Here is a 24,622-nt window from a genome sequence, read left to right on the forward strand (position 1 = left end):
CGAGACGAGAGCGACGCGACCTCATGAAGGCACCTGTCTCCTGGATCAAGGAGTACGTCGACCTGCCCGCCGACGTGACGACCGACGAGCTCGCCCACCGGCTCACGGCGCTCGGGCTCAAGCTCGAGGCGATCGAGCGCGCCGGCGGTGACATCACCGGCCCCCTGGTCGTGGGTCGCGTGCTCACGATGGAGCCCGAGCCGCAGAAGAACGGCAAGACGATCAACTGGTGCACGGTCGACGTCGGCTCGGCCAACGGCACCGGCGAGCCCCAGGGCATCGTCTGCGGCGCGCACAACTTCGCGCCGGGCGACCTCGTGGTCGTGGTCCTGCCCGGGGGAGTGCTGCCCGGCGGGTTCGAGATCTCCGAGCGCAAGACCTACGGGCACGTCTCGGCGGGCATGATCTGCTCCGCCCGCGAGCTCGGCCTCGGGGACGACCACGCAGGCATCATCGTGCTGCCGGCTGGAGCCGGTCAGCCGGGCGACGACGCGTTCGACGTGCTGGGGCTGCGCGAGGAAGTGATCGAGTTCGAGATCAACCCCGACCGTGCGTACGCCCTCTCGTTGCGAGGTGTCGCACGCGAGGCGGCGCTCGCCTACGACGCGCCGTACGTCGACCCGGCGGCGCGAGTGACGCCCGAGCCGAACGACCAGGGCTACCCGGTGATCATCGACGACCCGACCGGCTGCCCTGTCTTCGTGGCCCGCACGGTCTCGGGGTTCGACCCGTCCGCTCCGACGCCTGACTGGATGGCGCGACGGCTGCAGCAGGCGGGCATGCGCCCGATCTCGCTGGGCGTCGACGTCACCAACTACGTGATGCTCGAGCTCGGCCACCCGATCCACGGGTACGACGCGGACCGGCTGGCCGGGCCGATCCGGGTCCGTCGGGCCACCGAGGGCGAGCGCCTGACCACGCTCGACGGCGCGCGCCGGGTGCTGTCGGCCGAGGACCTGGTCGTGACCGACGACTCCGGCCCGATCGGGCTGGGTGGGGTGATGGGCGGCGAGACCACCGAGATGTCGGAGGCCACGACCCGGATCCTGGTCGAGGTCGCGTCCTGGGACCCCGTGTCGATGTTCCGCACCGGCAAGCGCCACAAGCTCACCTCCGAGGCCGGCAAGCGCAACGAGCGCGGCGTCGACCCGACCATCCCCGAGGCGGCGGCCGACCGCGTGGTCGAGCTGCTGGTCGCGCACGGAGGGGCCACGGCCGATCCGGGTGTCACCAAGGTCGGCGAGGCGCCGGCGACGCCCGCGATCCAGATCGCGGCCGACCTCCCCGCGCGCGTGACGGGCATGCCGATCGAGCCGGCCACCGTGATCAGCTGCCTGGAGGCGATCGGCTGCAACGTCGACGGCGAGGAGCACCTCGTCGTCGTCCCGCCGCCGTGGCGTCGCGACCTCACCGACCCGTTCGACCTCGTGGAGGAGGTCGCCCGGATCGTCGGCTACGACCAGGTCCCGTCGGTGGTCCCGGTCGCACCGGCAGGCCGCGGGCTGACGCAGGGCCAGCTGCTGCGACGGCGGGTCGGTCGCACGCTCGCCGGCGACGGGTTCGTCGAGGTGCTCACCTTCCCCTTCGTGGGCTCCGAGGCGTTCGACGCGCTCGGGCTCGACGCCGGCGACCCGCGTCGTACGGCGCTCCGGCTGGCCAACCCGCTGTCCGCCGAAGCGCCGCTGATGACCACGACGCTGCTTCCGGGCCTGCTCGAGACCGTCGCCCGCAACCTGGGCCGCGGGACCACCGACCTGGCCCTGTTCGAGATCGCGACGGTCACGCTCCCCAACGTCGGCGTCGCGGCGCCGATCCTGCCGGTCGACCGCAGGCCGACCGACGGTGAGTGGGACGACCTCCAGAAGGCCCTGCCCGACCAGCCGCTGCACCTGGCGCTCGCGCTCGCCGGCGACCGCGAACTCAGCGGCTGGTGGGGCCCGGGACGTGCGGCCACGTGGAGCGACGCCGTCGCAGGAGTACGCGACGTTGCCGCGGCTCTCGGCGTGACGGTCGACGTGCGCGCCGCGCACCAGGCCCCGTGGCACCCGGGCCGGTGCGCGGAGATCACCGTCACCGACGGCATGGGGGCCCAGCGTGCCCTCGGGTACGCCGGTGAGCTGCACCCGCGGGTCTGCAAGGCGTTCGGCGTGCCGGCGCGCACGGCGGTCGCCGAGATCGACCTCTCGGCGCTCCTCGACCTGGCGGTCGAGGTCGTGCCGGCGCCCTCGCTGTCGTCCTACCCGGTCGCCAAGGAGGATGTCGCCCTGGTCGTCGACGAGTCCGTGCCGGCCGAGACGCTGGCCCGCACGCTGCGCGAGGGGGCGGGGGAGCTCTGCGAGTCGGTGCGGCTGTTCGACGTCTACACCGGCGAGCAGATCGGTGCGGGCCGCAAGTCGCTCGCCTTCGCCCTGCGCTTCCGGGCTCCTGACCGCACGCTCACCGAAGCCGAGACCGCGGCCGCGCGCAACGCCGCCGTGGCGCTCGCGGCCGAGCGGCACGGCGCCGAGCAGCGCACTTGAGCCTCGGCTCAGGAGGGGCGGGCGCCGCTCAGGTCGGCGGTCACGACGACTGCGTCCGCGAGTCGCTCGCCGGTCGCGGCGTACCGGATGCCGACCATCACCAGGCGACCCCGGACGTGCCGGGTGATCTGCTGCGAAGACGCGAGGCCCGACACGGGCATCCGCGCGGAGGCGACCACGGTGTAGGTCAGCGTCCCGGCATCGGTGCGGATGCTCACGGTCGCGCCGGTGCGCAGCTGGGGCAGGTGGCCGAAGGCCCCCTCGCCCCCCGTCAGCACCTTGCCGACCACCACGACCGTGTCGGTGCCGGGGCTGCCGGGGGAGCCCCGCGGCGCCAGACGGGCGACCTCGGCGGTGGAGGCGGGCTCGATCGTGCTGACGGCGCTGTCGAACCCGGTGTCGAGCAGGGGGCCGGCCTGCAGGCGACGGGGTGCCTCGGGAGCGACCTTCGCCAGGTGCGGCCGCGGGGTGGCCGGGGGCGCGGAGGTCGCGGGAGGCTGCGGTGCCGGCGTCGTCGCTCGCGGGGAGACCGACGGGATCGGCAGGTCGGTCGCGGTCTGGTCCGGTGCGCTCGTCGGTGAGGCGACGAGGCGGTGCACGCCGAACCAGGTCGCCGGCACCAGCGCGAGCACCACCGCCACCGCGACCGCCCAGCCCTGTCGGCGCCCGGGGCGCTCCCGGGTCCGCTGGGTCTTCTGGGCGCGATGGCTGCCGGCCACGGTTCCTGACCTGTGCTCCGAGATCGGTTCGAGAGGACGGGCTGCTGCTGGCCGGAGTCTAGTGTGGGGGTCTCGCCCCGTGCCGTCGTTTTCGGCCTCCCGCGCCCGGACCGGCATCGCGCAAACATGCAGAGGTATGTATAGTCATGCACATGAAGCCGATCAGGGTGGCGGTGGCCGGAGCCAGCGGGTACGCCGGCGGTGAGGTGCTGCGCCTGTTGCTCGGACATCCCGCGGTCACGATCGGGGCGGTGACCGGCTCGTCCAACGCCGGGCAGCCGCTGGGAGCTCTGCAGCCGCACCTCGTCCCGCTCGCCGAGCGGGTGCTCGAGGAGACGACGGTCGAGGTGCTCGCCGGCCACGACGTGGTGTTCCTCGCCCTCCCGCACGGCGAGTCCGCCCGGTACGCCGACGCGCTGGCCGCGCTCGACGGCGGCGAGGACACCGTGGTGATCGACTGCGGCGCCGACTTCCGGCTGACCGACCCGGCCGCCTGGGAGCGGTTCTACGGCTCGCCGCACGCGGGCTCCTGGCCCTACGGCCTGCCGGAGCTCCCCGGCCAGCGCGAGGTGCTGCGTGGCGCGCGGCGGATCGCGGTCCCGGGCTGCTACCCGACGGTGTCCACGCTCGCGCTCGCACCCGCCGTCGCGGCGGGCATCGTCGAGCCCGACGACCTGGTCGTCGTCGCGGCCTCGGGCACGAGCGGAGCCGGCAAGGCCAGCAAGCCGCACCTGCTCGGGAGCGAGGTGATGGGCAGCGTCTCGGCGTACGGCGTCGGCGGCGTGCACCGGCACACCCCCGAGATCGTCCAGAACCTCTCGGGCCTGACGGGGGAGCAGGTGAAGGTCAGCTTCACGCCGCTCCTCGTGCCGATGCCCCGGGGCATCCTGGCGACCTGCACCGCGTCGGTGGTCGCGGGCGTCGGCGCCGAGGAGGTCCGGGCGGCGTACCAGAAGGCGTACGCCGACGAGCCGTTCGTGCACCTGCTGCCGGAGGGCCAGTGGCCGACGACCAAGGCGGTGCTCGGCTCCAACGCCGTCCACCTCCAGGTCACGCTCGACGCCGCCGCGGGCCGGATGGTCGCGGTCGGCGCCGTCGACAACCTCGCGAAGGGCACCGGCGGAGCCGCCGTCCAGTGCATGAACCTGGCGCTCGGCCTGCCGGAGGAGACCGGCCTGACCGCGGTGGGGGTCGCCCCGTGAGCGACGCCCCGGACGACGTCGCCGCTCCGACGTACTCGCTGCACCGCTACCCCGAGAAGCTCATCGTCGCCGGGCTGCCCCCCGGGTCCGACGTGCCCGCCTGGGCCGAGTCGGCCACGCTGTTCTCGATCAGCGCGACGGCCACCGAGACAACCGTCGTCTGCGCCGGGCGGTCGGTGCCGAAGAAGGTCAAGCAGGAAGGACCGTTCACGGCGTTCGCCGTCGAGGGTCCGCTGGACTTCGCGCTCACCGGCGTCCTGCACACGCTTCTCGGTCCCCTGGCCGAGGCCGGCATCAGCGTCTTCACGATCTCGACCTTCCCGACCGACTGGATCCTGGTGCCGACCGAGAAGGCCGACGCGGCGGCCGAGGCGTGGCGACGACGAGGGCACAGCGTCTCCGTCGCCCCCGTCGCTTCTCCCCGAAAGAGCTGAGCATGTCCGTCACCCACCCCGCCGGCTTCGTCGCGGCCGGTGTCCCCGCCGGCCTGAAGAGCACCGGTGCACCCGATCTCGCCCTGGTCGTCAACCAGGGCCCGACCTTCGACTCCGCCAGCGTGTTCACCGCCAACCGCTGCAAGGCCAACCCCGTTCTGTGGAGCCAGGAGGCGGTCAAGGACGGCACCGTCCGCGCCGTCGTCCTCAACTCCGGCGGTGCGAACTGCTACACCGGGCCGGAAGGCTTCCAGACCACGCACGCCGTCGCCGAGCAGGTCGCCGCCGGGCTCGGCATCGGCCCGATCGACGTCGTGGTCTGCTCGACCGGGCTGATCGGCCTGACCAACCCCCGGCAGAACCTCCTCGACGGCGTCGACGCGGCGCTCGCCTCCCTCGGGCCGTACGGCGAGGACGCAGCCCGGGCGATCATGACCACGGACACCGTGCCCAAGCAGGTCGTGGTGGAGGGCGCCGGGTGGAGCATCGGCGGCATGGCCAAGGGAGCGGGCATGCTCGCGCCGCAGCTGGCCACCATGCTGGTCGTGCTCACCACCGACGCGATCGTGCCGGCCGCCGACCTGGACACCGCACTGCGCGCGGCGACCCGGGTCAGCTTCGACCGGCTGGACTCCGACGGCTGCATGTCGACCAACGACACGGTCACCCTGATGGCCAGCGGCGCGAGCGGGATAACCCCGACGCCCGAGGACTTCACCCACGCCCTGACGCGGGCGTGCTCCGACCTCGCGATGCTGCTGCTCGCCGACGCCGAGGGTGCCGACCACGAGATCGCGATCACCGTCCTCAACGCCGCGACCGAGCAGGACGCCGTCGACGTGGGCCGGAGCGTGGCGCGCAGCAACCTCTTCAAGGCGGCGGTCTTCGGCAAGGATCCCAACTGGGGCCGGGTGCTGGCCAGCATCGGCACCACCGCCGCCGCCTTCGACCCAGCGGACCTCGACGTCGCGATGAACGGCGTCTGGGTGTGCCGGTCCTCGACCCCGGCCGAGGACCCGGCGCTGGTGGACCTCGCCCCACGCCAGGTCAGCGTGACCATCGACCTCAAGGCCGGCGGCGAACGGGCCACGATCTGGACCAACGACCTGACCCACGCCTACGTCCACGAGAACAGCGCGTACTCCTCATGACCACTCCGGAGAAGGGCGGGCCCGACCCCGCCAAGGCAGCCACCCTGGCCGCGGCCCTGCCGTGGCTGATGAAGTACCACGGCAAGATCATCGTGGTGAAGTACGGCGGCAACGCCATGGTCGACGACACCCTGAAGAAGGCCTTCGCCGAGGACGTCGTCTTCCTGCGCATGGCCGGGTTCAAGCCCGTCGTCGTGCACGGCGGCGGTCCGCAGATCTCCCAGATGCTCGACCGGCTGGGCATCGAGAGCGAGTTCCGTGGTGGGCTCCGGGTCACCACCGACGAGGCGATGGACGTCGTCCGGATGGTGCTGGTCGGCCAGGTGCAGCGCGAGCTGGTCGGCCTGATCAACCGGCACGGCCCGCTCGCCGTCGGCCTGTCCGGGGAGGACGGCGGGCTGTTCACCGCGGCCCGCACCGGCCTGGTCATCGACGGCGAGGAGGTCGACCTCGGCCTCGTCGGCGAGGTCGCGTCGGTGCGTCCCGAGGCCGTGCTGGACGTGATCGAGGCCGGTCGCATCCCCGTGATCTCGTCGGTCGCGCCCGACCCGGAGGGCGCGGTCCACAACGTCAACGCCGACACCGCCGCCGCCGCGCTCGCGGTCGCTCTCGGTGCCGAGAAGCTGCTCGTCCTCACCGATGTCGAGGGCCTCTACGAGAACTGGCCCGACAGCGACGACGTGATCGGCGAGATCAGCCCGGAGGCGCTGCGCGCGATGCTGCCGACCCTGGCCAGCGGCATGGTGCCGAAGATGACGGCGTGCCTGGCCGCGATCGAGGGCGGCGTGCCGCGCACGACCGTGGTCGACGGCCGCGAGCCGCACGCGGTCCTCCTCGAGATCTTCACCGACGAGGGCGTCGGCACGCAGGTGCTGCCCGGCGTCGAGACCAAGACCCGGAAGGCGAGGGCGGCCCAATGAGCGAGCCAGTGAACGAGCCGTCGAGCATCAAGGACCGGTACTCCGCGGCGCTGATGAACACCTTCGGCCCGCCGCGGCTCGCGCTCGTCCGCGGCGAGGGCGCACACGTGTGGGACGAGGACGGCAGGGAGTACGTCGACCTGTTCGGCGGCATCGCCGTCAACGCCCTGGGCCACGCGCACCCGGCCCTGGTCGACGCCGTGGCAGGGCAGCTCCGCACGCTCGGGCACGTCTCGAACTTCTTCACCAGCGGGCCGCAGGTCGAGCTCGCCGAGCGCCTGCTCGCCCTCCTCGGCGCATCGGGCCGCGTCTTCTTCACCAACTCCGGCACGGAGGCCAACGAGGCGGCCTTCAAGATGACCCGCCGCACCGGCCGGACCCGGCTGGTCGCGATGGAGGGCGCGTTCCACGGCCGGACGATGGGCGCGCTCGCGCTGACCGCCAAGGCGGCGTACCGGGAGCCGTTCGAGCCGCTTCCCGGCGAGGTCACCTTCGTCCCGTACGGCGATGCCGCGGCGCTCGCCGCGGCGGTCGACGACACCACCGCGGCGGTCGTCGTGGAGCCGATCCAGGGCGAGGCCGGCGTCGTGGTCCCGCCCGAGGGCTTCCTGGCAGCAGCGCGCGAGATCACCTCGGCCCACGGCGCCCTGCTCTGGGTCGACGAGGTGCAGACCGGCGTCGGCCGCACCGGCGACTGGTTCGCCCACGCCCGGGACGGTGTCGTTCCCGACATCGTGACGCTCGCGAAGGGGCTCGGCGGCGGGGTCCCGATCGGTGCCGCGATCGCGGTGGGCGCGGCCTCGACCCTCCTGCAGCCCGGCAACCACGGCACCACCTTCGGCGGCAACCCGGTCGCCTGCGCGGCCGCCTTGGCGGTCCTCGACACGATCGAGAAGGAGTCCCTGCTCGCCGCCGCGGTCGAGCGCGGCGACCAGCTCACGCGCATCCTGCTCGCCGAGCAGGAGGTCACCGACGTCGAGGGCCGCGGGCTCCTGCTGGGTGCGCAGCTCGCCGACGAGCGGGCGGCACAGGTCGTGGCCCGGGCCCAGGAGCGTGGCTTCCTGCTCAACAACACCGGCCCGGCCCGTCTGCGGTTCGCCCCGCCGCTCACCGTGCCGGCGGACGACCTTGCCGCGTTCGGTGCGGTGTGGGCCGAGATCCTGGAGGCGGACGCATGAGGCACTTCCTGCGCGACGACGACCTGACCCCCGCGGAGCAGGCCGAGGTGCTCGACCTCGCCGCCGACCTCAAGGCCGACCCGTACGCGATGAACCCTCTCGCCGGCCCGAAGACCGTGGCGATCATCTTCGACAAGCCCACGCTGCGCACGCAGGCGTCCTTCGTCGCCGGGGTGGCCGAGCTCGGTGGCCACCCGATGGTGGTCGACGGCAACCTCGCCCAGATCGGGACGCGCGAGTCCATCGCCGACGTCGCCCGGGTGCTGGGCCGGCAGGCGAGCATGATCGTCTGGCGCACGCACGACCAGAGCCGGATCGACGAGATGGCGGCCTACGCCGGCGTGCCGGTGATCAATGCCCTCACCGACCAGTTCCACCCCTGCCAGACGCTCGCCGACCTGCTCACCGTGCGCGAGCACAAGGGCGGCACGGCGGGGCTGACCATGGCCTTCCTCGGTGACGCGGCGAGCAACATGAGCCACTCCTACCTGCTCTCCGGCGCGACGGCTGGCATGCACGTCCGGGTCAGCGGGCCGGAGGCGTACCAGCCGGACCCGGAGATCCTCGCGCGTGCCCAGCAGATCGCGGCGAGCACCGGTGGCTCGGCGCAGTTCGTGCCGGGCGCGGACGAGGCCGCGACCGGTGCCGACGTGCTGATCACCGACACGTGGATCTCGATGGGCAAGGAGCAGGAGTCCGCCGAGCGCGCCGAGGTCTTTGCGCCGTGGCGGCTCGACAGCAGGTTGCTCGGCCTCGGACGCGACGCGATCGTGATGCACTGCCTCCCGGCGTACCGCGGCAAGGAGGTCACGGCCGACGTCCTCGACGGCCCGAGCAGCGTGATCTGGGACGAGGCCGAGAACCGTCGCCACGCCCAGAAGGCGATCCTGACGTGGCTGCTGCGATGACCGACCCGCAGGCTGCCTCGGGCCACCCCTTGATCCCGCTCACCAAGAGCGCGCGCCAGCAGAAGATCGTCGAGCTGCTGGCCACCACGGAGGTGCACTCCCAGACCGAGCTGGCCGACCTGCTCCACCAGGCCGGGGTCACGGTCACCCAGGCGACGCTGTCGCGGGACCTCGTGGAGCTAGACGCGGTGAAGGTGCGGGCGCCCTCCGGGCAGCTCGTGTACGCCGTCCCGGGCGAGGGCGGCGACCGCCGGCCCGTGCTCGCCCACGAGTCGGCCGCGTCCGAGGCCCGCCTGGCCAGGCTGTGCGCGGACCTGCTCGTCTCGGCCGACGCCTCGGCCAACCTGGTGGTGCTGCGGACGCCGCCCGGCGCCGCCAACTTCCTCGCCTCGGCGCTGGACAAGGCCGAGCTCGGCAACGTGCTGGGCACGATCGCCGGCGACGACACCGTCCTGGTCATCTCCCGCGACCCCGACGGCGGCGACCCGCTCGCTCAGCGCCTCCTCGCGCTCGCCAACGGAACCGAGCCGCCCTCCGGTGGTTGAGGTGCGAGCGCCAGCGAGCCTCGAAACCGCCACACTCCCGATGGCCGGTGGTTGAGGTGCGAGCGCCAGCGAGCCTCGAAACCACCCTCCCGACGCACCGAGGAACACGATGACCGACACCAACGCAGGCACCACCGGCACCGGCAAGCTCTGGGGCGGCCGCTTCGCGGGCGGACCGAGCCCGGAGCTCGAGGCCCTGTCCCGCAGCACGCACTTCGACTGGCGCCTGGTGCCCTACGATCTCGCCGGGTCCCGCGCGCACGCCCGGGCCCTGCACGCCGCCGGTCTGGTCAGCGACGCCGACCTTGCGGCACTGCTCGGCGGGCTGGACGCGCTGGGGGAGCGCTTCGCCGCCGGCACGCTGCAGCCCGACCCGACCGACGAGGATGTCCACGGCGCCCTCGAGCGGATGCTGCTCGCCGAGATCGGCGCCGAGGTCGGGGGCAAGATCCGCGCCGGGCGGAGCCGCAACGACCAGATCGCCACCCTCTTCAAGGTGTTCCTGCGCGACCACGGTCGTATGATCGCCGGGCAGGTCCTCGACCTCGTCGAGGCCCTCGCTGGGCAGGCCGAGACCCACCTCGGCGCGATCATGCCCGGACGCACCCACCTCCAGCACGCGCAGCCGGTGCTGCTCTCGCACCACCTGCTGGCGCACGCCTGGCCGCTGCTGCGCGACGTCGAGCGCCTGCGCGACTGGGACGCGCGGGTCGCTGCCGACTCGCCGTACGGGTCCGGCGCGCTCGCCGGCTCCAGCCTCGACCTCGATCCCGAGCAGGTCGCCCACGACCTCGGCTTCGCCGGCTCGACCGCGAACTCCATCGACGGCACGGCCGCACGCGACTTCGTCGCGGAGTTCGCGTTCGTGACGGCCATGATCGGCGTCGACGTCAGCCGGATCGCCGAGGAGGTGATCCTCTGGGCGACCAGGGAGTTCGGCTTCGTGCGTCTCGACGACGGCTTCTCGACCGGGTCGAGCATCATGCCGCAGAAGAAGAACCCGGACATCTCCGAGCTCGCCCGCGGCAAGGCGGGTCGCCTGATCGGCAACCTGACCGGCCTGCTGGCGACCCTGAAGGCCCTGCCCCTGGCCTACAACCGTGACCTCCAGGAGGACAAGGAGCCGGTCTTCGACTCGGTCGACACGCTCGAGGTGCTGCTGCCGGCGTTCACCGGTCAGGTCGCGACGCTGACCTTCGACACCGCCCGCATGGCCGAGCTCGCGCCCCAGGGGTTCTCGCTGGCCACCGACATCGCCGAGTGGCTGGTCCGCGAGGGCGTGCCGTTCCGGGTCGCGCACGAGCTCGCCGGCGCGTGCGTACGCCGCTGCGAGGAGCTCGGCATCGAGCTGCACGAGCTCACCGACGAGCAGTTCGCCACGATCGACCCGCGCCTCACCCCGGGAGTCCGCGACGTGCTCACCGCGGAGGGTTCGGTCGCGTCCCGTCGAGGCCGCGGCGGCACCGCCCCCGACCGGGTCCGTGAGCAGCTCGCCGAGCTCCGCACGGCCGCCGGCGCGTTGAGTGGCCAGTTCGTCACCGTCGAGTAGCCCGTTCGTGCAGGCGGGCCTGGGGACCGCGCACCTGCTCGGCCCCGACGTCAACGGTCCCCGAACCACGCCTCCCGCACGGACTTCGGCACGCACATCGCCCAGGCGTCGGTGACCAGCTCGCGCAGCTCCTCGACGTCGAGCGCCTCCATCCGCGCCACCACCCACTGGTAGCGCATGTCGGACGGTCGGGGGAGCAGGAACTTCTCCGGCTCACCGGCGACCAGCGCCTCGCGCTCCTCGCGCGGGAAGCCGAACCCCAGGAGGGTCTCGTCGGGCGAGACCGACGCGAACACCAGCGAGCCGACCCGGAACTTGCGGTGCTCGCGCACCCAGGCCTCGTAGGCGCGGGGGAGCGACAGGGCGACGTCACGGACGTCCTCGGCGGTCACCGGCATACTGGCGAGCATGCCCGGCCGCACCGACACGCTCGAGGGTGTCCTCGCCGGTCCGGTGCTGGAGGCGGCGCCTCGCCTGCTCGGGGCGGTGCTCCGCCACGACGGCGTCGCGGTGCGGCTCACCGAGGTCGAGGCGTACGACGGCTCCAACGACCCGGGCTCCCACGCCTACCGCGGACCCACGCCACGCACCGAGGTCATGTTCGGCCCGCCGGGCAGGCTGTACGTCTACTTCACCTACGGGATGCACCACTGCGCCAACGTCGTCTGCGGTCCCGACGGGACCGCCTCGGCCGTCCTGCTCCGGGCCGGGGAGGTCGTCGAGGGCCTCGACATCGCCCGCGAGCGCCGCGGAGCGCACCCCGACCGGGATCTCGCCCGGGGCCCTGCCCGGCTCTGCAGCGCACTGGGCCTCGACCTGCGTGACAACGGCCTCGACCTGACCTCGGGCGCGCTCGTGCTCGGGCCGCCGCCCGACCCCGATCGGGTGTCGACGGGACCCCGGGTGGGCCTGCGGCAGGCACCCGACCACCCGTGGCGGTTCTGGCTCGCCGACGAGCCGACGGTGAGCCGCTACGTCCCGGCGAAACCAGTGCGCAAACGCGCGCGCAGCCGGTGACAGCCGAACTAGAACGAGTTACAGTTTCGCCATGAGCCTGCCCGCATCGATCACCCCTGAGCTCCTCGCCCGACTGACCGGCATGGTGGTCTCCACCAGCGGCCGCTCGGTCCCGGTGCTCGAGGTCTACACCGGCGAGTCGTTCGTCGACCTCCCGCAGTCGTCTCCCGAGGACGTCGTGACGGCGTACGCCGAGGCGCGCAAGGCCCAGGCGGTCTGGGCGTCGTGGCCGCTGAACCGCCGTATCGACGTGATGAAGCGGTTCCACGAGCTGCTGCTGCAGGACAACCTGGTCGTCACCGACCTGATGCAGGCCGAGACGGGCAAGGCGCGCAGGATGGCCTTCGAGGAGACCTGCGACGTGGTCATGACCACGAGCCACTACATCAAGGCGGCGCCGCGGATCCTCAAGGAGAAGAAGCACGGCGGTGTAGTGCCGATCGTGTCCACCTCGACCGAGGTGCGCGTGGCCAAGGGCGTCGTCGGGCTGATCTCGCCGTGGAACTTCCCCTTCGCGACCAGCCTCTCCGACGCGATGCCGGCGCTGATCGCGGGCAACGGCATCGTCCTCAAGCCGGACAACAAGTCCACGCTCAACGTGGCGTACGGCGTCGAGCTGCTCTACCGGGCCGGCCTTCCCGCCGGACTCGTCCAGATCGTGTGCGGCGAGGGTCCCGACATCGGGCCGACCATCGTCGAGAACGCGGACTACGTGATGTTCACCGGCTCCACCGCGACCGGTCGCGTGATCGGCTCGCTGGCGGGGCAGAACCTCGTCGGCTGCACGCTCGAGCTGGGCGGCAAGAACCCGCTGATCGTCCTCGACGACGCGGACCTCGACGAGGTGATCCCGGGCGCGATCATGGCGACGTTCCTCAACGCCGGCCAGGCCTGCATGCACATCGAGCGGATCTACGTCCCGGAGTCGCGGCGCGCCGAGTTCACGCGCCGGTTCGTGCAGGCGGCCCAGGACATCGACCTGGGCGCGACCTACGACTTCTCGCCGATGATGGGCTCGCTCGTCTCGGTCGCCCAGAAGGATCGCGTGGAGTCGCACGTCGACGACGCGGTCGCCAAGGGCGCCACGGTGCTCACCGGCGGCAAGGCCCGACCCGACCTGGGGCCGGCGTTCTTCGAGCCGACGGTCCTGACCGACGTCACGCCGGACATGATCCACGCGACGATGGAGACCTTCGGTCCGGTCACCACGATCTACGGCTACACGGACCTGGAGGACGCCATCCGCCGGGCCAACGACACCGACTACGGCCTGAACGCCAGCGTCTGGGGCAAGGACGTCTCCCGCGCCGAGGCGGTGGGCCGCCGGATCGAGGCCGGCAACATCAACATCAACGACGGCCTGGCCTGCTCCTACGCGAGCAAGAAGAGCACCTCGGGCGGGTTCAAGACCTCGGGCGTGGGCAGCCGCCACGGTGACGCCGGCATGCTCAAGTACACCGACGTCCAGAACGTCGCAGTGCTGAAGAAGCAGGTGCTCAGCAACCCGCCGGACACCGACTGGAACGCCCAGGTCGAGAAGACGGTCAAGGGGCTGCGCTTCATGCGCAAGCTCGGGATCCGCTGACCGGGCCGGTCGCCGAACCGAACACCTTCACCGCCACGGCGGGGGATGGGGCAGGCTTGTCCTGCACCGACCACCAGCGGAAAGGCACGCCGTGTCCATCGACCCCACCCTCCTCGACGACCTCGAGTGGCGCGGACTCATCGCCCACTCGACGGACCTCGACGCCCTGCGCGACGCGCTGACGCAGGGGAGCGTGCGGTTCTACGTGGGCTTCGACCCGACCGCGCCGAGCCTGCACATGGGCAACCTGGTGCAGATCCTCACGGCCCGCCGGCTCCAGCTGGCCGGGCACACGCCGTACGCCCTCGTCGGCGGCGCGACCGGCATGATCGGCGACCCGCGCGAGTCCGGCGAGCGCACGCTGAACTCCCTCGACACCGTCAAGGACTGGGTCGAGCGAGTACGTCGGCAGATCGAGCCCTTCCTGTCCTTCGAGGGCACGAACGCCGCGACGATGGTGAACAACTACGACTGGACGGCGTCGCTGTCGACGATCGACTTCCTGCGTGACATCGGCAAGCACTTCCCGGTGAACCGGATGCTTGCGCGCGACGTCGTGCGCAGCCGGCTCGAGGCCGGCATCAGCTACACGGAATTCAGCTACGTGCTGCTGCAGTCGATGGACTTCCTCAACCTCTACCGCGACCACGGCGTGACGCTGCAGTTCGGCGGCTCCGACCAGTGGGGCAACCTCACCGGCGGCGTGGAGCTGATCCGCCGTGCGGACGGCGGCAAGGCGCACGCCTTCGCGACGCCGCTGGTCACGAAGAGCGACGGCACGAAGTACGGCAAGACCGAGGGGGGAGCGCTCTGGCTCGACCCGGAGATGCTGTCGCCGTACGCGTTCCACCAGTTCTGGCTCAACGTCGAGGACGAGAAGGTCGGCGAGCTGCTGCGGATCTTCACCTTCCTCCCTCGGGAGCAGATCGAGGAGCTCGAAGCCCAGACCGCGGACAAGCCGTACCTGCGGGCCGCCCAGAAGGCCCTGGCCGACGAGGTCACGACGCTCGTCCACGGCGAGGAGGAGACCCGCCAGGCCAAGGCCGCGGCCACCGCACTGTTCGGGTCCGGCGACCTGCGCGAGCTCAGCGGTACGACGCTCGCCGCGGCGCTGCGGGAAGCCGGAGCTGTCCGGGCCACGGCCGGCACGCCGTTCTTGGACCTGCTCGTGCAGACGGGCCTGGTGAAGAGCAAGGGGGAGGCCCGGCGCACGATCCAGGAGGGCGGTGCCTACCTCAACAACGAGCGGGTGACCGACCCTGACCTCGTGCCGGGAGCAGAGGACCTGGTGGGCGGCGGGTGGCTCGTACTCCGCCGGGGCAAGAAGCACCTCGCGGGCGTCGAGATCGGCTGAATCCCAGGGCTGTCGTTCGGTGCACTACCAGAAGGCTCTCGAGGCTGCCCCAGGGGCCCCATTCGGACCCCAAAACGGGCTCTGACCTGCGCAAATGCACGATGTGGCCCGGGACACACGAGGCCGATTTGACGAGTGCAGGACGGCCGCATAATGTTCTCCCTGTCGCCACGGAGCGGCGGGACGCAAGGCCGAGAGGCCGGGTGGCCGGCCCCGAGGCGGAACCCCACAACGATCACCTCATCCGAGGTGCACTGAGTGCGCGCACAGTCGGCCTCAGGACAGCTCGGATCTACGATCGCGCCGGGGAGCTGGACGATCCGGTGCCGATTTGACTCGGCCGGACTCGACCGGTAAGTTTTACCAGGTTGCCCCGAGAGCCTGGCCGAGAGGCCGCGCTGCGGTGCGCGCTTGATCCTTGAGAACTCAACAGTGTGCCAAAAGTCGACGAATTAGTTTGATACCCGTCCGACTACGGATCCCCTCGGGGAGAAACAGTCGTACGGATTCCTTTGTAGGAACAATAATTCTGACATTAGTCAGTGATTGATCCCGCTAGGAAGAACGATCTACGAGATTTGGCAGCCCTCGGGCTGTCAGCAAGATTTCAACGGAGAGTTTGATCCTGGCTCAGGACGAACGCTGGCGGCGTGCTTAACACATGCAAGTCGAGCGGTAAGGCCCCTTCGGGGGTACACGAGCGGCGAACGGGTGAGTAACACGTGAGCAATCTGCCCTTCACATCGGGATAACTCCGGGAAACCGAAGCTAATACCGAATACGACCACTTCAGGCATCTGATGGTGGTGGAAAGTTCCGGCGGTGAAGGATGAGCTCGCGGCCTATCAGCTTGTTGGTGGGGTAACGGCCCACCAAGGCTTCGACGGGTAGCCGGCCTGAGAGGGTGACCGGCCACACTGGGACTGAGACACGGCCCAGACTCCTACGGGAGGCAGCAGTGGGGAATATTGGACAATGGGCGAAAGCCTGATCCAGCAACGCCGCGTGAGGGATGACGGCCTTCGGGTTGTAAACCTCTTTCAGCAGGGACGAAGCGCAAGTGACGGTACCTGCAGAAGAAGCACCGGCCAACTACGTGCCAGCAGCCGCGGTAATACGTAGGGTGCGAGCGTTGTCCGGAATTATTGGGCGTAAAGGGCTCGTAGGCGGTCTGTTGCGTCGGGAGTGAAAACTCAGGGCTTAACCCTGAGCCTGCTTCCGATACGGGCAGACTAGAGGTATGCAGGGGAGAACGGAATTCCTGGTGTAGCGGTGAAATGCGCAGATATCAGGAGGAACACCGGTGGCGAAGGCGGTTCTCTGGGCATTACCTGACGCTGAGGAGCGAAAGTGTGGGGAGCGAACAGGATTAGATACCCTGGTAGTCCACACCGTAAACGTTGGGCGCTAGGTGTGGGACTCATTCCACGAGTTCCGTGCCGCAGCTAACGCATTAAGCGCCCCGCCTGGGGAGTACGGCCGCAAGGCTAAAACTCAAAGGAATTGACGGGGGCCCGCACAAGCGGCGGAGCATGCGGATTAATTCGATGCAACGCGAAGAACCTTACCTAGGTTTGACATATACGAGAAGCCTCTAGAGATAGAGGTCTCTTTGGACACTCGTATACAGGTGGTGCATGGCTGTCGTCAGCTCGTGTCGTGAGATGTTGGGTTAAGTCCCGCAACGAGCGCAACCCTCGTCTTATGTTGCCAGCACGTCATGGTGGGGACTCATAAGAGACTGCCGGGGTCAACTCGGAGGAAGGTGGGGATGACGTCAAGTCATCATGCCCCTTATGCCTAGGGCTTCACGCATGCTACAATGGCCGGTACAAAGGGCTGCGAAATCGCAAGATGGAGCGAATCCCAAAAAGCCGGTCTCAGTTCGGATTGGGGTCTGCAACTCGACCCCATGAAGTCGGAGTCGCTAGTAATCGCAGATCAGCAACGCTGCGGTGAATACGTTCCCGGGCCTTGTACACACCGCCCGTCACGTCACGAAAGTTGGCAACACCCGAAGCCAGTGGCCCAACCGTTTACGGAGGGAGCTGTCGAAGGTGGGGCGAGCGATTGGGACGAAGTCGTAACAAGGTAGCCGTACCGGAAGGTGCGGCTGGATCACCTCCTTTCTAAGGAGCATCTTCTGGCAGCCATCGTGCTGTCCAGGCTTTCCTGTTACGTGGACACACGTTCCACGGCAGGAACTGCTCACTAGTGGAACGTCGATTATTTGGTAGGCACCTGACCAACGCACTCGTCAGTACTTCCGCTGCCTTCGGGCAGATCACGGAGTGGAACCTCGAGCGCAGCGATCGGGTGCACATCAGGCACACTGTTGGGTCCTGAGGGATCGAGTCATCGATTTCTCCGGGCCACCATCCCCTCGAACTACCTGCGTCGGTATCCGACGCCGGCAAGCGAGCACCCGATGGCGGCACCGCCCGTACCTTGAGAACTACACAGTGGACGCGAGCATCTTTGTAGCAAGACAAGCTACTAAGGGCACATGGTGGATGCCTTGGCACCAAGAGCCGATGAAGGACGTAGGAGCCTGCGATAAGCCCCGGGAAGTTGGCAACCGAGCTGTGATCCGGGGATTTCCGAATGGGGAAACCCAGCTGGAGTCATGTCCAGTTACCTCTGCCTGAACACATAGGGCAGTTGGAGGGAACGTGGGGAAGTGAAACATCTCAGTACCCACAGGAAGAGAAAACAAAAGTGATTCCGAGAGTAGTGGCGAGCGAAATCGGAAGAGGCCAAACTCATGCAGTGTGATAGCCGGCAGGCGTTGCTGCTTGAGGGTTGTGGGGCCGCTTGGTTGGTTCTGCCGAACCAGCACAGAGTAAAAAACCATCGATGAAGTCGAAGCGGACTGGAAAGTCCTGGCGTAGAGGGTGATACCCCCGTACACGTAAGTCGATGGCTCTGAAGCGTCACCCCAAGTAACACGGAACCCCTGAAATTCCGTGTGAATCTGGCGGGACCACCCGTTAAGCCTAAATACTCCTTGGTGACCGATAGCGGACAAGTACCGTGAGGGAAAGGTGAAAAGTACCCCTGGCGGGGAGTGAAATAGTACCTGAAACCATGTGCCTACAAACCGTTGGAGCGGGACGCAAGTCCTGTGACAGCGTGCCTTTTGAAGAATGAGCCTGCGAGTTTGCGTTGTGTCGCAAGGTTAACCCGTGTGGGGAAGCCGTAGCGAAAGCGAGTCCGAATAGGGCGACTGAGTGGCACGATCAAGACCCGAAGCGAAGTGATCTATCCATGGGCAGGTTGAAGCGCGGGTAAGACCGCGTGGAGGACCGAACCCACTTAGGTTGAAAACTGAGGGGATGACCTGTGGATAGGGGTGAAAGGCCAATCAAACTTCGTGATAGCTGGTTCTCCCCGAAATGCATTTAGGTGCAGCGTCGCGTGTTTCTTACCGGAGGTAGAGCACTGGATAGCCTAGGGGGCCCACAAGCTTACCGAAGTTAGCCAAACTCCGAATGCCGGTAAGTGAGAGCGCGGCAGTGAGACTGCGGGGGATAAGCTCCGTAGTCGAAAGGGAAACAGCCCAGACCATCAGCTAAGGCCCCTAAGCGATAACTAAGTGGAAAAGGATGTGGAGTCGCACAGACAACCAGGAGGTTGGCTTAGAAGCAGCCACCCTTGAAAGAGTGCGTAATAGCTCACTGGTCAAGTGATTCTGCGCCGACAATGTAGCGGGGCTCAAGTTATCCGCCGAAGCTATGGCATTCGTGCTCAAGACAGGCCTTCGTGGTCCAGTTGCACGGATGGGTAGGGGAGCGTCGTGTGGCGAGTGAAGCGGCGGAGTGATCCAGCCGTGGACGCCACACGAGTGAGAATGCAGGCATGAGTAGCGAATGAAGAGTGAGAAACTCTTCCGCCGAATGATCAAGGGTTCCAGGGTCAAGCTAATCTGCCCTGGGTAAGTCGGGACCTAAGGCGAGGCCGACAGGCGTAGTCGATGGACAACGGGTTGATATTCCCGTACCGGCAAAATAGCGCCCATGACGAACCCGGTGATGCTAAGTGCCCGAAACCTGGTGGAGTCCCTTCGGGGAACGATCCAGGCAGAGCGCACGACCCGAACCGGTAGTAGTCAAGCGATGGGGTGACACAGGAAGGTAGCTCAACCGCGGCGATGGTTGTCCGCGGGTAAGGATGTAGGGCGAGAGATAGGCAAATCCGTCTCTCACGTGCCTGAGACCCGATGCCGAGCCCTTATGGGCGAAGTGAGTGATCCTATGCTGTCGAGAAAAACCTCTAGCGAGCTATGCGCCGCCCGTACCCCAAACCGACTCAGGTGATCAGGTAGAGAATACCAAGGCGATCGAGTGAACCATGGTTAAGGAACTCGGCAAAATGCCCCCGTAACTTCGGGAGAAGGGGGGCCGGATTCGTGAGCAGGTTTTCCCTGCGAAGCGATGATGGCCGCAGAGACCAGGCCCAAGCGACTGTTTACTAAAAACACAGGTCCGTGCGAAGTCGTAAGACGATGTATACGGACTGACTCCTGCCCGGTGCTGGAAGGTTAAGGGGACCTGTTAGATCTTCGGATCGAAGCGGAGAACTTAAGCCCCAGTAAACGGCGGTGGTAACTATAACCATCCTAAGGTAGCGAAATTCCTTGTCGGGTAAGTTCCGACCTGCACGAATGGAGTAACGACTTGGGCGCTGTCTCAACCGTGGACTCGGCGAAATTGCAGTACGAGTAAAGATGCTCGTTACGCGCGGCAGGACGGAAAGACCCCGGGACCTTTACTATAGTTTGGTATTGGTGTTTGGTTCGGCTTGTGTAGGATAGGTGGGAGACTTTGAAGCTCGGACGCCAGTTCGGGTGGAGTCAACGTTGAAATACCACTCTGGTCGTACTAGATATCTAACCTAGGTCCGTTATCCGGATCAGGGACAGTGCCTGATGGGTAGTTTAACTGGGGCGGTTGCCTCCTAAAATGTAACGGAGGCGCTCAAAGGTTCCCTCAGCCTGGTTGGCAATCAGGTTTCGAGTGTAAGTGCACAAGGGAGCTTGACTGTGAGAGTGACAACTCGAGCAGGGACGAAAGTCGGAACTAGTGATCCGGCGCTGGCATGTGGAAGCGGCGTCGCTCAACGGATAAAAGGTACCCCGGGGATAACAGGCTGATCTTCCCCAAGAGTCCATATCGACGGGATGGTTTGGCACCTCGATGTCGGCTCGTCGCATCCTGGGGCTGGAGTAGGTCCCAAGGGTTGGGCTGTTCGCCCATTAAAGCGGCACGCGAGCTGGGTTTAGAACGTCGTGAGACAGTTCGGTCCCTATCCGCCGCGCGCGCAGGAAACTTGAGAAAGGCTGTCCCTAGTACGAGAGGACCGGGATGGACGAACCTCTGGTGTGCCAGTTGTTCTGCCAAGAGCACGGCTGGTTAGCTACGTTCGGAAGTGATAACCGCTGAAAGCATCTAAGCGGGAAGCACGTTTCAAGATGAGGTTTCCCACCGGGTTAACCGGGTAAGGCCCCCAGTAGACGACTGGGTTGATAGGCCGGAGGTGTACAGCAGTAATGCCCAGCCGACCGGTACTAATAGGCCGAGGGCTTGTCCCTCAAAGATGTTGCGCGTCCACTGTGTGGTTCCCGAGTTACGGTCGGGAGCCTGAGAACCAGGCTTTTGCATAACTCCATAGAGTTTCGGCGGCCATAGCGAAGGGGAAATACCCGGCTCCATTCCGAACCCGGAAGTCAAGCCCTTCAGCGCCGATGGTACTGCGACCGGGAGGTCGTGGGAGAGTAGGACGTCGCCGGACATACTTTTCGTAAGGGCCGCCCCTCGTGGGCGGCCCTTACTCTTTTCCCAAGCAAGTCCAGAGCACGAACGCAGACCAGGAGCTCGCCGTGGCGGAAGAACGCCGACCGAGGAAGTCCCAGCCGGCCGGGGGCAAGGGTGACGGCAAGAGCGGCGGCCCGGGCGGTGCTCGAGGTCGCGCAGGCGCCGGCCCGAGCGCGCCGCGCGGAGCCAGTTCCTCGCGGGGCACCGGTGCGCGGGGTGCGGCTCCGCGGGCAGGTGGGTCCGGACGCGGCCGCAAGCCCGAGTCCGGACCGGACCGGCCGTACAGCCGTGACCGCCGGGAGAAGAGCGAGACCGCTGCTGCGCGCAGTGCCGACCAGCAGCGTTACGACGGCCCGGAGATCCCCGAGGCGATCACCGGTCGGGAGCTCGACCGGTCGGTCCTGGCGCAGCTGAAGTCGTTGCCCGAGAAGCTCGGCCAGCGGGTCGCGCGGCATCTGGTGGCTGCCGGCGAGCTGCTCGAGTCGGACCCGAAGACCGCTTACCAGCACACCCTCGCCGCCCGTGCCCGGGCCTCGCGGCTCGCCGTGGTGCGGGAAGCTGTCGGCGAGGCGGCGTACGCGGCCGGTGAGTACGCCGAGGCGCTCGCGGAGCTGCGGGCGGCGAAGCGGATGAACGGTGCCCACGACTACGTCGCGATCATGGCCGACTGCGAGCGCGCCCTCGGGCGGCCGGACCGGGCGTTGACCCTGCTGCGGAACGCGCCCCGGGAGACCTTCGCTCCGCCGCTGCTGGCCGAGACCGTGATCGTGGAGGCCGGGGCTCGACGCGACCGCGGTGAGATCGACGCCGCGCTCCGGACCCTCGAGCACGCGAGGCTCACCTCCCAGACGCGCGCGCCCTGGGTCGCGCGGCTGCGCTACGCGTACGCCGACACCCTGCTGGCCGCCGGGCGTCCCCAGGATGCGCTCGAGTGGTTCCACCGCACCGAGGCGGTGGACACCGACGAGATCACCGACGCCGCGGAGCGGGCGGCCGAGGTCGAGCGGAGCCTCGGCAACGGCTGAGACCGGCTCGCGTCCACAGGATCCGGCCGGGCCGGGTGATCCCCAGCCGGTGCCCGCGACCCGGCGAGCCCGGGCCCCGCGCTGCGACGATCGCCGCGGAGGTGGTCGATGTGGAGCAGTCCGAAGGACCGGACACGGTGAACGAGGTGACGTTGCGGGGCCGGGTGAGCGGCGAGCCGCAGCAGCGGGAGCTGCCGAGCGGGACGGTGCTGGTGGCGTTCCGGCTCGTGCTGGCCAGGGAGCGCACCCCGATGACGGCGGCGTCGAAGCAGCCGTCCGACTGGATCGAGTGCGCGGCGTGGGGTGCGCGCGTCCGCAAGCAGGCGCAGAGCTGGCACGACGGTGACCAGGTCGAGGTGAGGGGCTCGCTGCGGCGACGGTTCTTCCGCGCGGGGGAGCAGGGCCGCAGCAGTGTCGAGGTCGAGATGCTCGGTGGACGCCTGGTGCGCCGCGCAACCGGCCGTGGGCGAGAATCGGTCCGTGCTGCCACCGGCTGAACAACCCCTCGACCAGACCTACGACCTGGCCGTCCTGGACCTCGACGGCGTGGTGTACGTCGGCGAGCACGCGGTCCCGGGCGCCGTCGAGGGTCTCCGTTCCGCGCGCTCGCACGGCTTGCACCTCGCCTTCATCACCAACAACGCGTCCCGGCCCCCGGGACAGGTGGCCGAGCATCTCCGGGAGCTGGGCGTTCCGGCCGACGAGGGTGACGTCGTCACCAGCGCGCAGGCGGCTGCCCGGCTCGTGGCGGAGCAGGTGCCGCCCGGGAGCCAGGTGTACGTGATCGGCGGGGCCGGTCTGCACGAGGCGCTGGAGGAGCACGGACTCGAGCCGGCGGTGACGATCCCCGAGCGTCCGGCCGCCGTGATCCAGGGCTACGGCCCGGACATGCCCTGGCGGCAGGTGATCGACGGCGCGATCCTGGTCAAGGAGGGCCTGCCCTGGGTGGCGAGCAACATGGACCTCACCGTGCCGACGCCCCGCGGCGCGGGACCCGGCAACGGCGCGCTGGTGAACCTGGTCGCCGAGTACGCCGGTCGCCGCCCGCAGGTGGCGGGCAAGCCTGAACGCCCGCTGTTCGAGGAGACGGCCACGCGTGTCGGGGGTCGACGCCCCCTGGTCGTCGGCGACCGGATCGACACCGACATCGACGGGGCACACCACATGGGCTGGGACAGCCTGCTGGTGATGACGGGTGTCACGACCCTGGAGACCCTGGCGTCCCTGGCCCCGGAGTCGCGACCGACCTACGTGGGCGCCGACCTGGGCTGTCTGGCGCTTCCGGTCCCCGCGGTCGACGCGGACGAGTCGGGATGCCACGTCGGAGGCTGGACCGCCACCGTGGACGGCGGCCGGCTCCGGGTCAAGGGCGAGGGCGACCGCCACGACTGGTGGCGCGCTGCGGCCGCGGCGCTGTGGACACACCTCGACGCGGCGGGTCAGGCGGCCGATCCCGGTGACGCCGTGGAGCCCCGGTAGCGTGGCGCCCATGACCGACCAGCCCGACGAGGACACTTTCGTGGAACCTGCGGACGACGCGGCAGACGCGAACCCGGTCGACCGGTCCGAGGGCCTCCTCGACGGCGACCATGTCGACGACGAGCCCGCGGTCGACGAGCCCGCGGTCGACGAGCCCGCGGTCGACGAGCCCGACGAGGACGCCGCTCCGGTGACGGGTGTGGTCACGGGGCACCCGGCGGTCGACGAGGTGCTGCGCTCGCTCGAGGGGCTCGACGCCAGGCCCGTCGACGAGCACGTGGCCGCGTTCGAGCAGGCCCACGACGTGCTGCGCCGCGCCCTGTCCGACGCGGGCGACGACACGGTGTCGCGCGAGGGCTGAGCCATGGCGGTGAGACGGCTCCGGCTGGACGCGGAGCTGGTCCGCCGCGGGCTGGCCCGCTCGCGCGACCACGGCGCCGAGCTGATCGCCGAAGGGCGGGTCACGGTCAACGGCCAGCGCGCCGTCAAGCCTGCCACGGCGGTGACGGTGGACGCCGACCTGGTGGTCCGCGACGATCCCGGTCGGCCGGACTTCGTCAGCCGGGGAGGGCACAAGCTGGCCGGCGCGCTGGCCGCCTTCGTGCCTCGCGGTCTGGTCGTGTCCGGGCGGCGCTGCCTCGACGCCGGCGCCTCGACCGGGGGCTTCACCGACGTGCTCCTGCGCAACGGAGCCGCGCAGGTGGTGGCCGTCGACGTCGGCTACGGCCAGCTCGCATGGTCGCTGCAGTCCGACGACCGGGTCGAGGTCCACGACCGCACGAACATCCGGGAGCTGACCACGGAACTCATCGGCGGCGCGGTCGACCTGGTCGTCGGCGACCTGTCGTTCATCTCCCTGCGGCTGGTCCTGGACGCGTTGATCGGGGTGACCCGGCCCGACGGCGACCTCGTGCTGATGGTCAAGCCCCAGTTCGAGGTCGGCAAGGAGCGCCTCGGCAAGGGTGGGGTGGTCCGCGATCCGGGGCTCCGGGCCGCGGCGGTGGTCGAGGTGGCCCAGGAGGCAGCCGCCCGGGGGTGGGGAGCGGTCGGGGTCGCGACCAGCCCGCTGCCGGGGCCGGCGGGGAACGTCGAGTACTTCCTCTGGCTGCGCCACGGGCCTGCCTCGGTGACCGAGGAGGACATCGCCGAGGAGATCGGCCGGCCACTCGGCGCGGACGCGAGCCGTTCCGAGGACCCGGGGGTGGCTGATGAGAGGCTGTGACC

Annotated in this window: 19 protein-coding genes and 3 rRNA genes; 20 read left to right on the plus strand and 2 right to left on the minus strand. The window is 68.9% G+C overall.

Annotated elements, in window-relative coordinates:
• Positions 1-23: 23 nt before the first annotated feature.
• A complete protein-coding gene (gene pheT / locus EFL26_RS23165; RefSeq protein WP_123225299.1) occupies positions 24-2,519 on the plus strand; it encodes a phenylalanine--tRNA ligase subunit beta in 2,496 nt (831 codons plus the stop codon).
• Positions 2,520-2,527: 8 nt separating this feature from the next.
• On the opposite strand, the gene EFL26_RS23170 is transcribed toward pheT, so the two are convergent.
• On the minus strand, positions 2,528-3,238 hold the full coding sequence (locus tag EFL26_RS23170; RefSeq protein ID WP_123225300.1) for a class F sortase: 711 nt from the start codon (positions 3,236-3,238) through the stop codon (positions 2,528-2,530).
• 146 nt (positions 3,239-3,384) lie between these two features.
• Between EFL26_RS23170 and argC the strand changes: the two genes are divergently transcribed.
• The 8 genes from argC to argH all read left to right on the plus strand — a co-directional run bounded on the left by argC (position 3,385) and on the right by argH (position 11,125).
• Positions 3,385-4,440: an N-acetyl-gamma-glutamyl-phosphate reductase gene (gene argC, locus EFL26_RS23175; RefSeq protein WP_123225301.1), complete on the plus strand. Its 1,056-nt coding sequence runs from the start codon at positions 3,385-3,387 to the stop codon at positions 4,438-4,440.
• The gene (locus EFL26_RS23180; RefSeq protein WP_183408344.1) at positions 4,437-4,874 is read left to right on the plus strand and encodes an ACT domain-containing protein; all 438 of its coding nucleotides are present in this window, start codon (positions 4,437-4,439) and stop codon (positions 4,872-4,874) included. The genes argC and EFL26_RS23180 overlap by 4 nt, the downstream gene beginning before the upstream one ends.
• 2 nt (positions 4,875-4,876) lie before the next feature.
• Positions 4,877-6,025 carry a bifunctional glutamate N-acetyltransferase/amino-acid acetyltransferase ArgJ gene (gene argJ / locus EFL26_RS23185; protein ID WP_123225303.1) on the plus strand — a complete coding sequence of 383 codons (1,149 nt, stop codon included), beginning with the start codon at positions 4,877-4,879 and terminating at the stop codon, positions 6,023-6,025.
• Positions 6,022-6,945 (plus strand): acetylglutamate kinase, encoded by a 924-nt coding sequence (gene argB / locus EFL26_RS23190; protein ID WP_123225304.1) that lies wholly within the window; start codon positions 6,022-6,024, stop codon positions 6,943-6,945. Before argJ ends, argB begins: the two co-directional genes overlap by 4 nt.
• The gene (locus EFL26_RS23195; protein WP_123225305.1) at positions 6,942-8,123 is read left to right on the plus strand and encodes an acetylornithine transaminase; all 1,182 of its coding nucleotides are present in this window, start codon (positions 6,942-6,944) and stop codon (positions 8,121-8,123) included. Before argB ends, EFL26_RS23195 begins: the two co-directional genes overlap by 4 nt.
• Entirely contained in the window at positions 8,120-9,031 is a 912-nt protein-coding gene (gene argF, locus EFL26_RS23200) for an ornithine carbamoyltransferase (RefSeq protein ID WP_123225306.1), read from the plus strand. Before EFL26_RS23195 ends, argF begins: the two co-directional genes overlap by 4 nt.
• Complete coding sequence (locus tag EFL26_RS23205; RefSeq protein WP_123225307.1) at positions 9,028-9,576, plus strand: arginine repressor; 549 nt, start codon at positions 9,028-9,030, stop codon at positions 9,574-9,576. Before argF ends, EFL26_RS23205 begins: the two co-directional genes overlap by 4 nt.
• A gap of 109 nt (positions 9,577-9,685) precedes the next feature.
• Positions 9,686-11,125, plus strand: coding sequence for an argininosuccinate lyase (argH, locus tag EFL26_RS23210; RefSeq protein WP_123225308.1), 1,440 nt, complete (start codon positions 9,686-9,688; stop codon positions 11,123-11,125).
• Between the two features lie 50 nt (positions 11,126-11,175).
• Here the strand turns inward: argH and EFL26_RS23215 are convergent, their stop codons facing one another.
• Positions 11,176-11,523, minus strand: coding sequence for an MmcQ/YjbR family DNA-binding protein (locus EFL26_RS23215; protein WP_123225309.1), 348 nt, complete (start codon positions 11,521-11,523; stop codon positions 11,176-11,178).
• Between the two features lie 10 nt (positions 11,524-11,533).
• On the opposite strand from EFL26_RS23215, the gene EFL26_RS23220 reads away from it, so the two are divergent.
• From EFL26_RS23220 to EFL26_RS23270, 11 genes are all read left to right on the plus strand, one after another.
• The gene (locus EFL26_RS23220) at positions 11,534-12,142 is read left to right on the plus strand and encodes a DNA-3-methyladenine glycosylase (protein ID WP_123225310.1); all 609 of its coding nucleotides are present in this window, start codon (positions 11,534-11,536) and stop codon (positions 12,140-12,142) included.
• Positions 12,143-12,173: 31 nt separating this feature from the next.
• The gene (locus EFL26_RS23225) at positions 12,174-13,727 is read left to right on the plus strand and encodes a succinic semialdehyde dehydrogenase (protein WP_123225311.1); all 1,554 of its coding nucleotides are present in this window, start codon (positions 12,174-12,176) and stop codon (positions 13,725-13,727) included.
• Between the two features lie 91 nt (positions 13,728-13,818).
• Complete coding sequence (gene tyrS, locus EFL26_RS23230; RefSeq protein ID WP_123225312.1) at positions 13,819-15,081, plus strand: tyrosine--tRNA ligase; 1,263 nt, start codon at positions 13,819-13,821, stop codon at positions 15,079-15,081.
• Positions 15,082-15,688: 607 nt separating this feature from the next.
• Positions 15,689-17,210, plus strand: a 16S ribosomal RNA gene (locus tag EFL26_RS23235).
• Between the two features lie 357 nt (positions 17,211-17,567).
• A 23S ribosomal RNA gene (locus EFL26_RS23240) occupies positions 17,568-20,671 on the plus strand.
• 83 nt (positions 20,672-20,754) lie between these two features.
• A 5S ribosomal RNA gene (gene rrf / locus EFL26_RS23245) occupies positions 20,755-20,871 on the plus strand.
• Together the 16S, 23S and 5S rRNA genes form the textbook arrangement of a ribosomal RNA operon.
• Before the next feature lie 88 nt (positions 20,872-20,959).
• Positions 20,960-21,919, plus strand: a complete 960-nt coding sequence (locus EFL26_RS23250; RefSeq protein ID WP_123225313.1) for a tetratricopeptide repeat protein — start codon at positions 20,960-20,962, stop codon at positions 21,917-21,919.
• A gap of 110 nt (positions 21,920-22,029) precedes the next feature.
• Positions 22,030-22,416 carry a single-stranded DNA-binding protein gene (locus tag EFL26_RS23255; RefSeq protein ID WP_246000357.1) on the plus strand — a complete coding sequence of 129 codons (387 nt, stop codon included), beginning with the start codon at positions 22,030-22,032 and terminating at the stop codon, positions 22,414-22,416.
• Positions 22,400-23,398, plus strand: coding sequence for an HAD-IIA family hydrolase (locus EFL26_RS23260; protein ID WP_123225419.1), 999 nt, complete (start codon positions 22,400-22,402; stop codon positions 23,396-23,398). Before EFL26_RS23255 ends, EFL26_RS23260 begins: the two co-directional genes overlap by 17 nt.
• Positions 23,399-23,408: 10 nt before the next feature.
• Positions 23,409-23,759, plus strand: coding sequence for a hypothetical protein (locus tag EFL26_RS23265; protein ID WP_123225314.1), 351 nt, complete (start codon positions 23,409-23,411; stop codon positions 23,757-23,759).
• A gap of 3 nt (positions 23,760-23,762) precedes the next feature.
• Positions 23,763-24,620, plus strand: coding sequence for a TlyA family RNA methyltransferase (locus EFL26_RS23270; protein ID WP_183408346.1), 858 nt, complete (start codon positions 23,763-23,765; stop codon positions 24,618-24,620).
• The last annotated feature ends 2 nt before the right edge of the window (positions 24,621-24,622 follow it).

Source organism: Nocardioides pocheonensis (genome assembly GCF_003725535.1).
Classification (GTDB): Bacteria; Actinomycetota; Actinomycetes; order Propionibacteriales; family Nocardioidaceae; genus Marmoricola; species Marmoricola pocheonensis.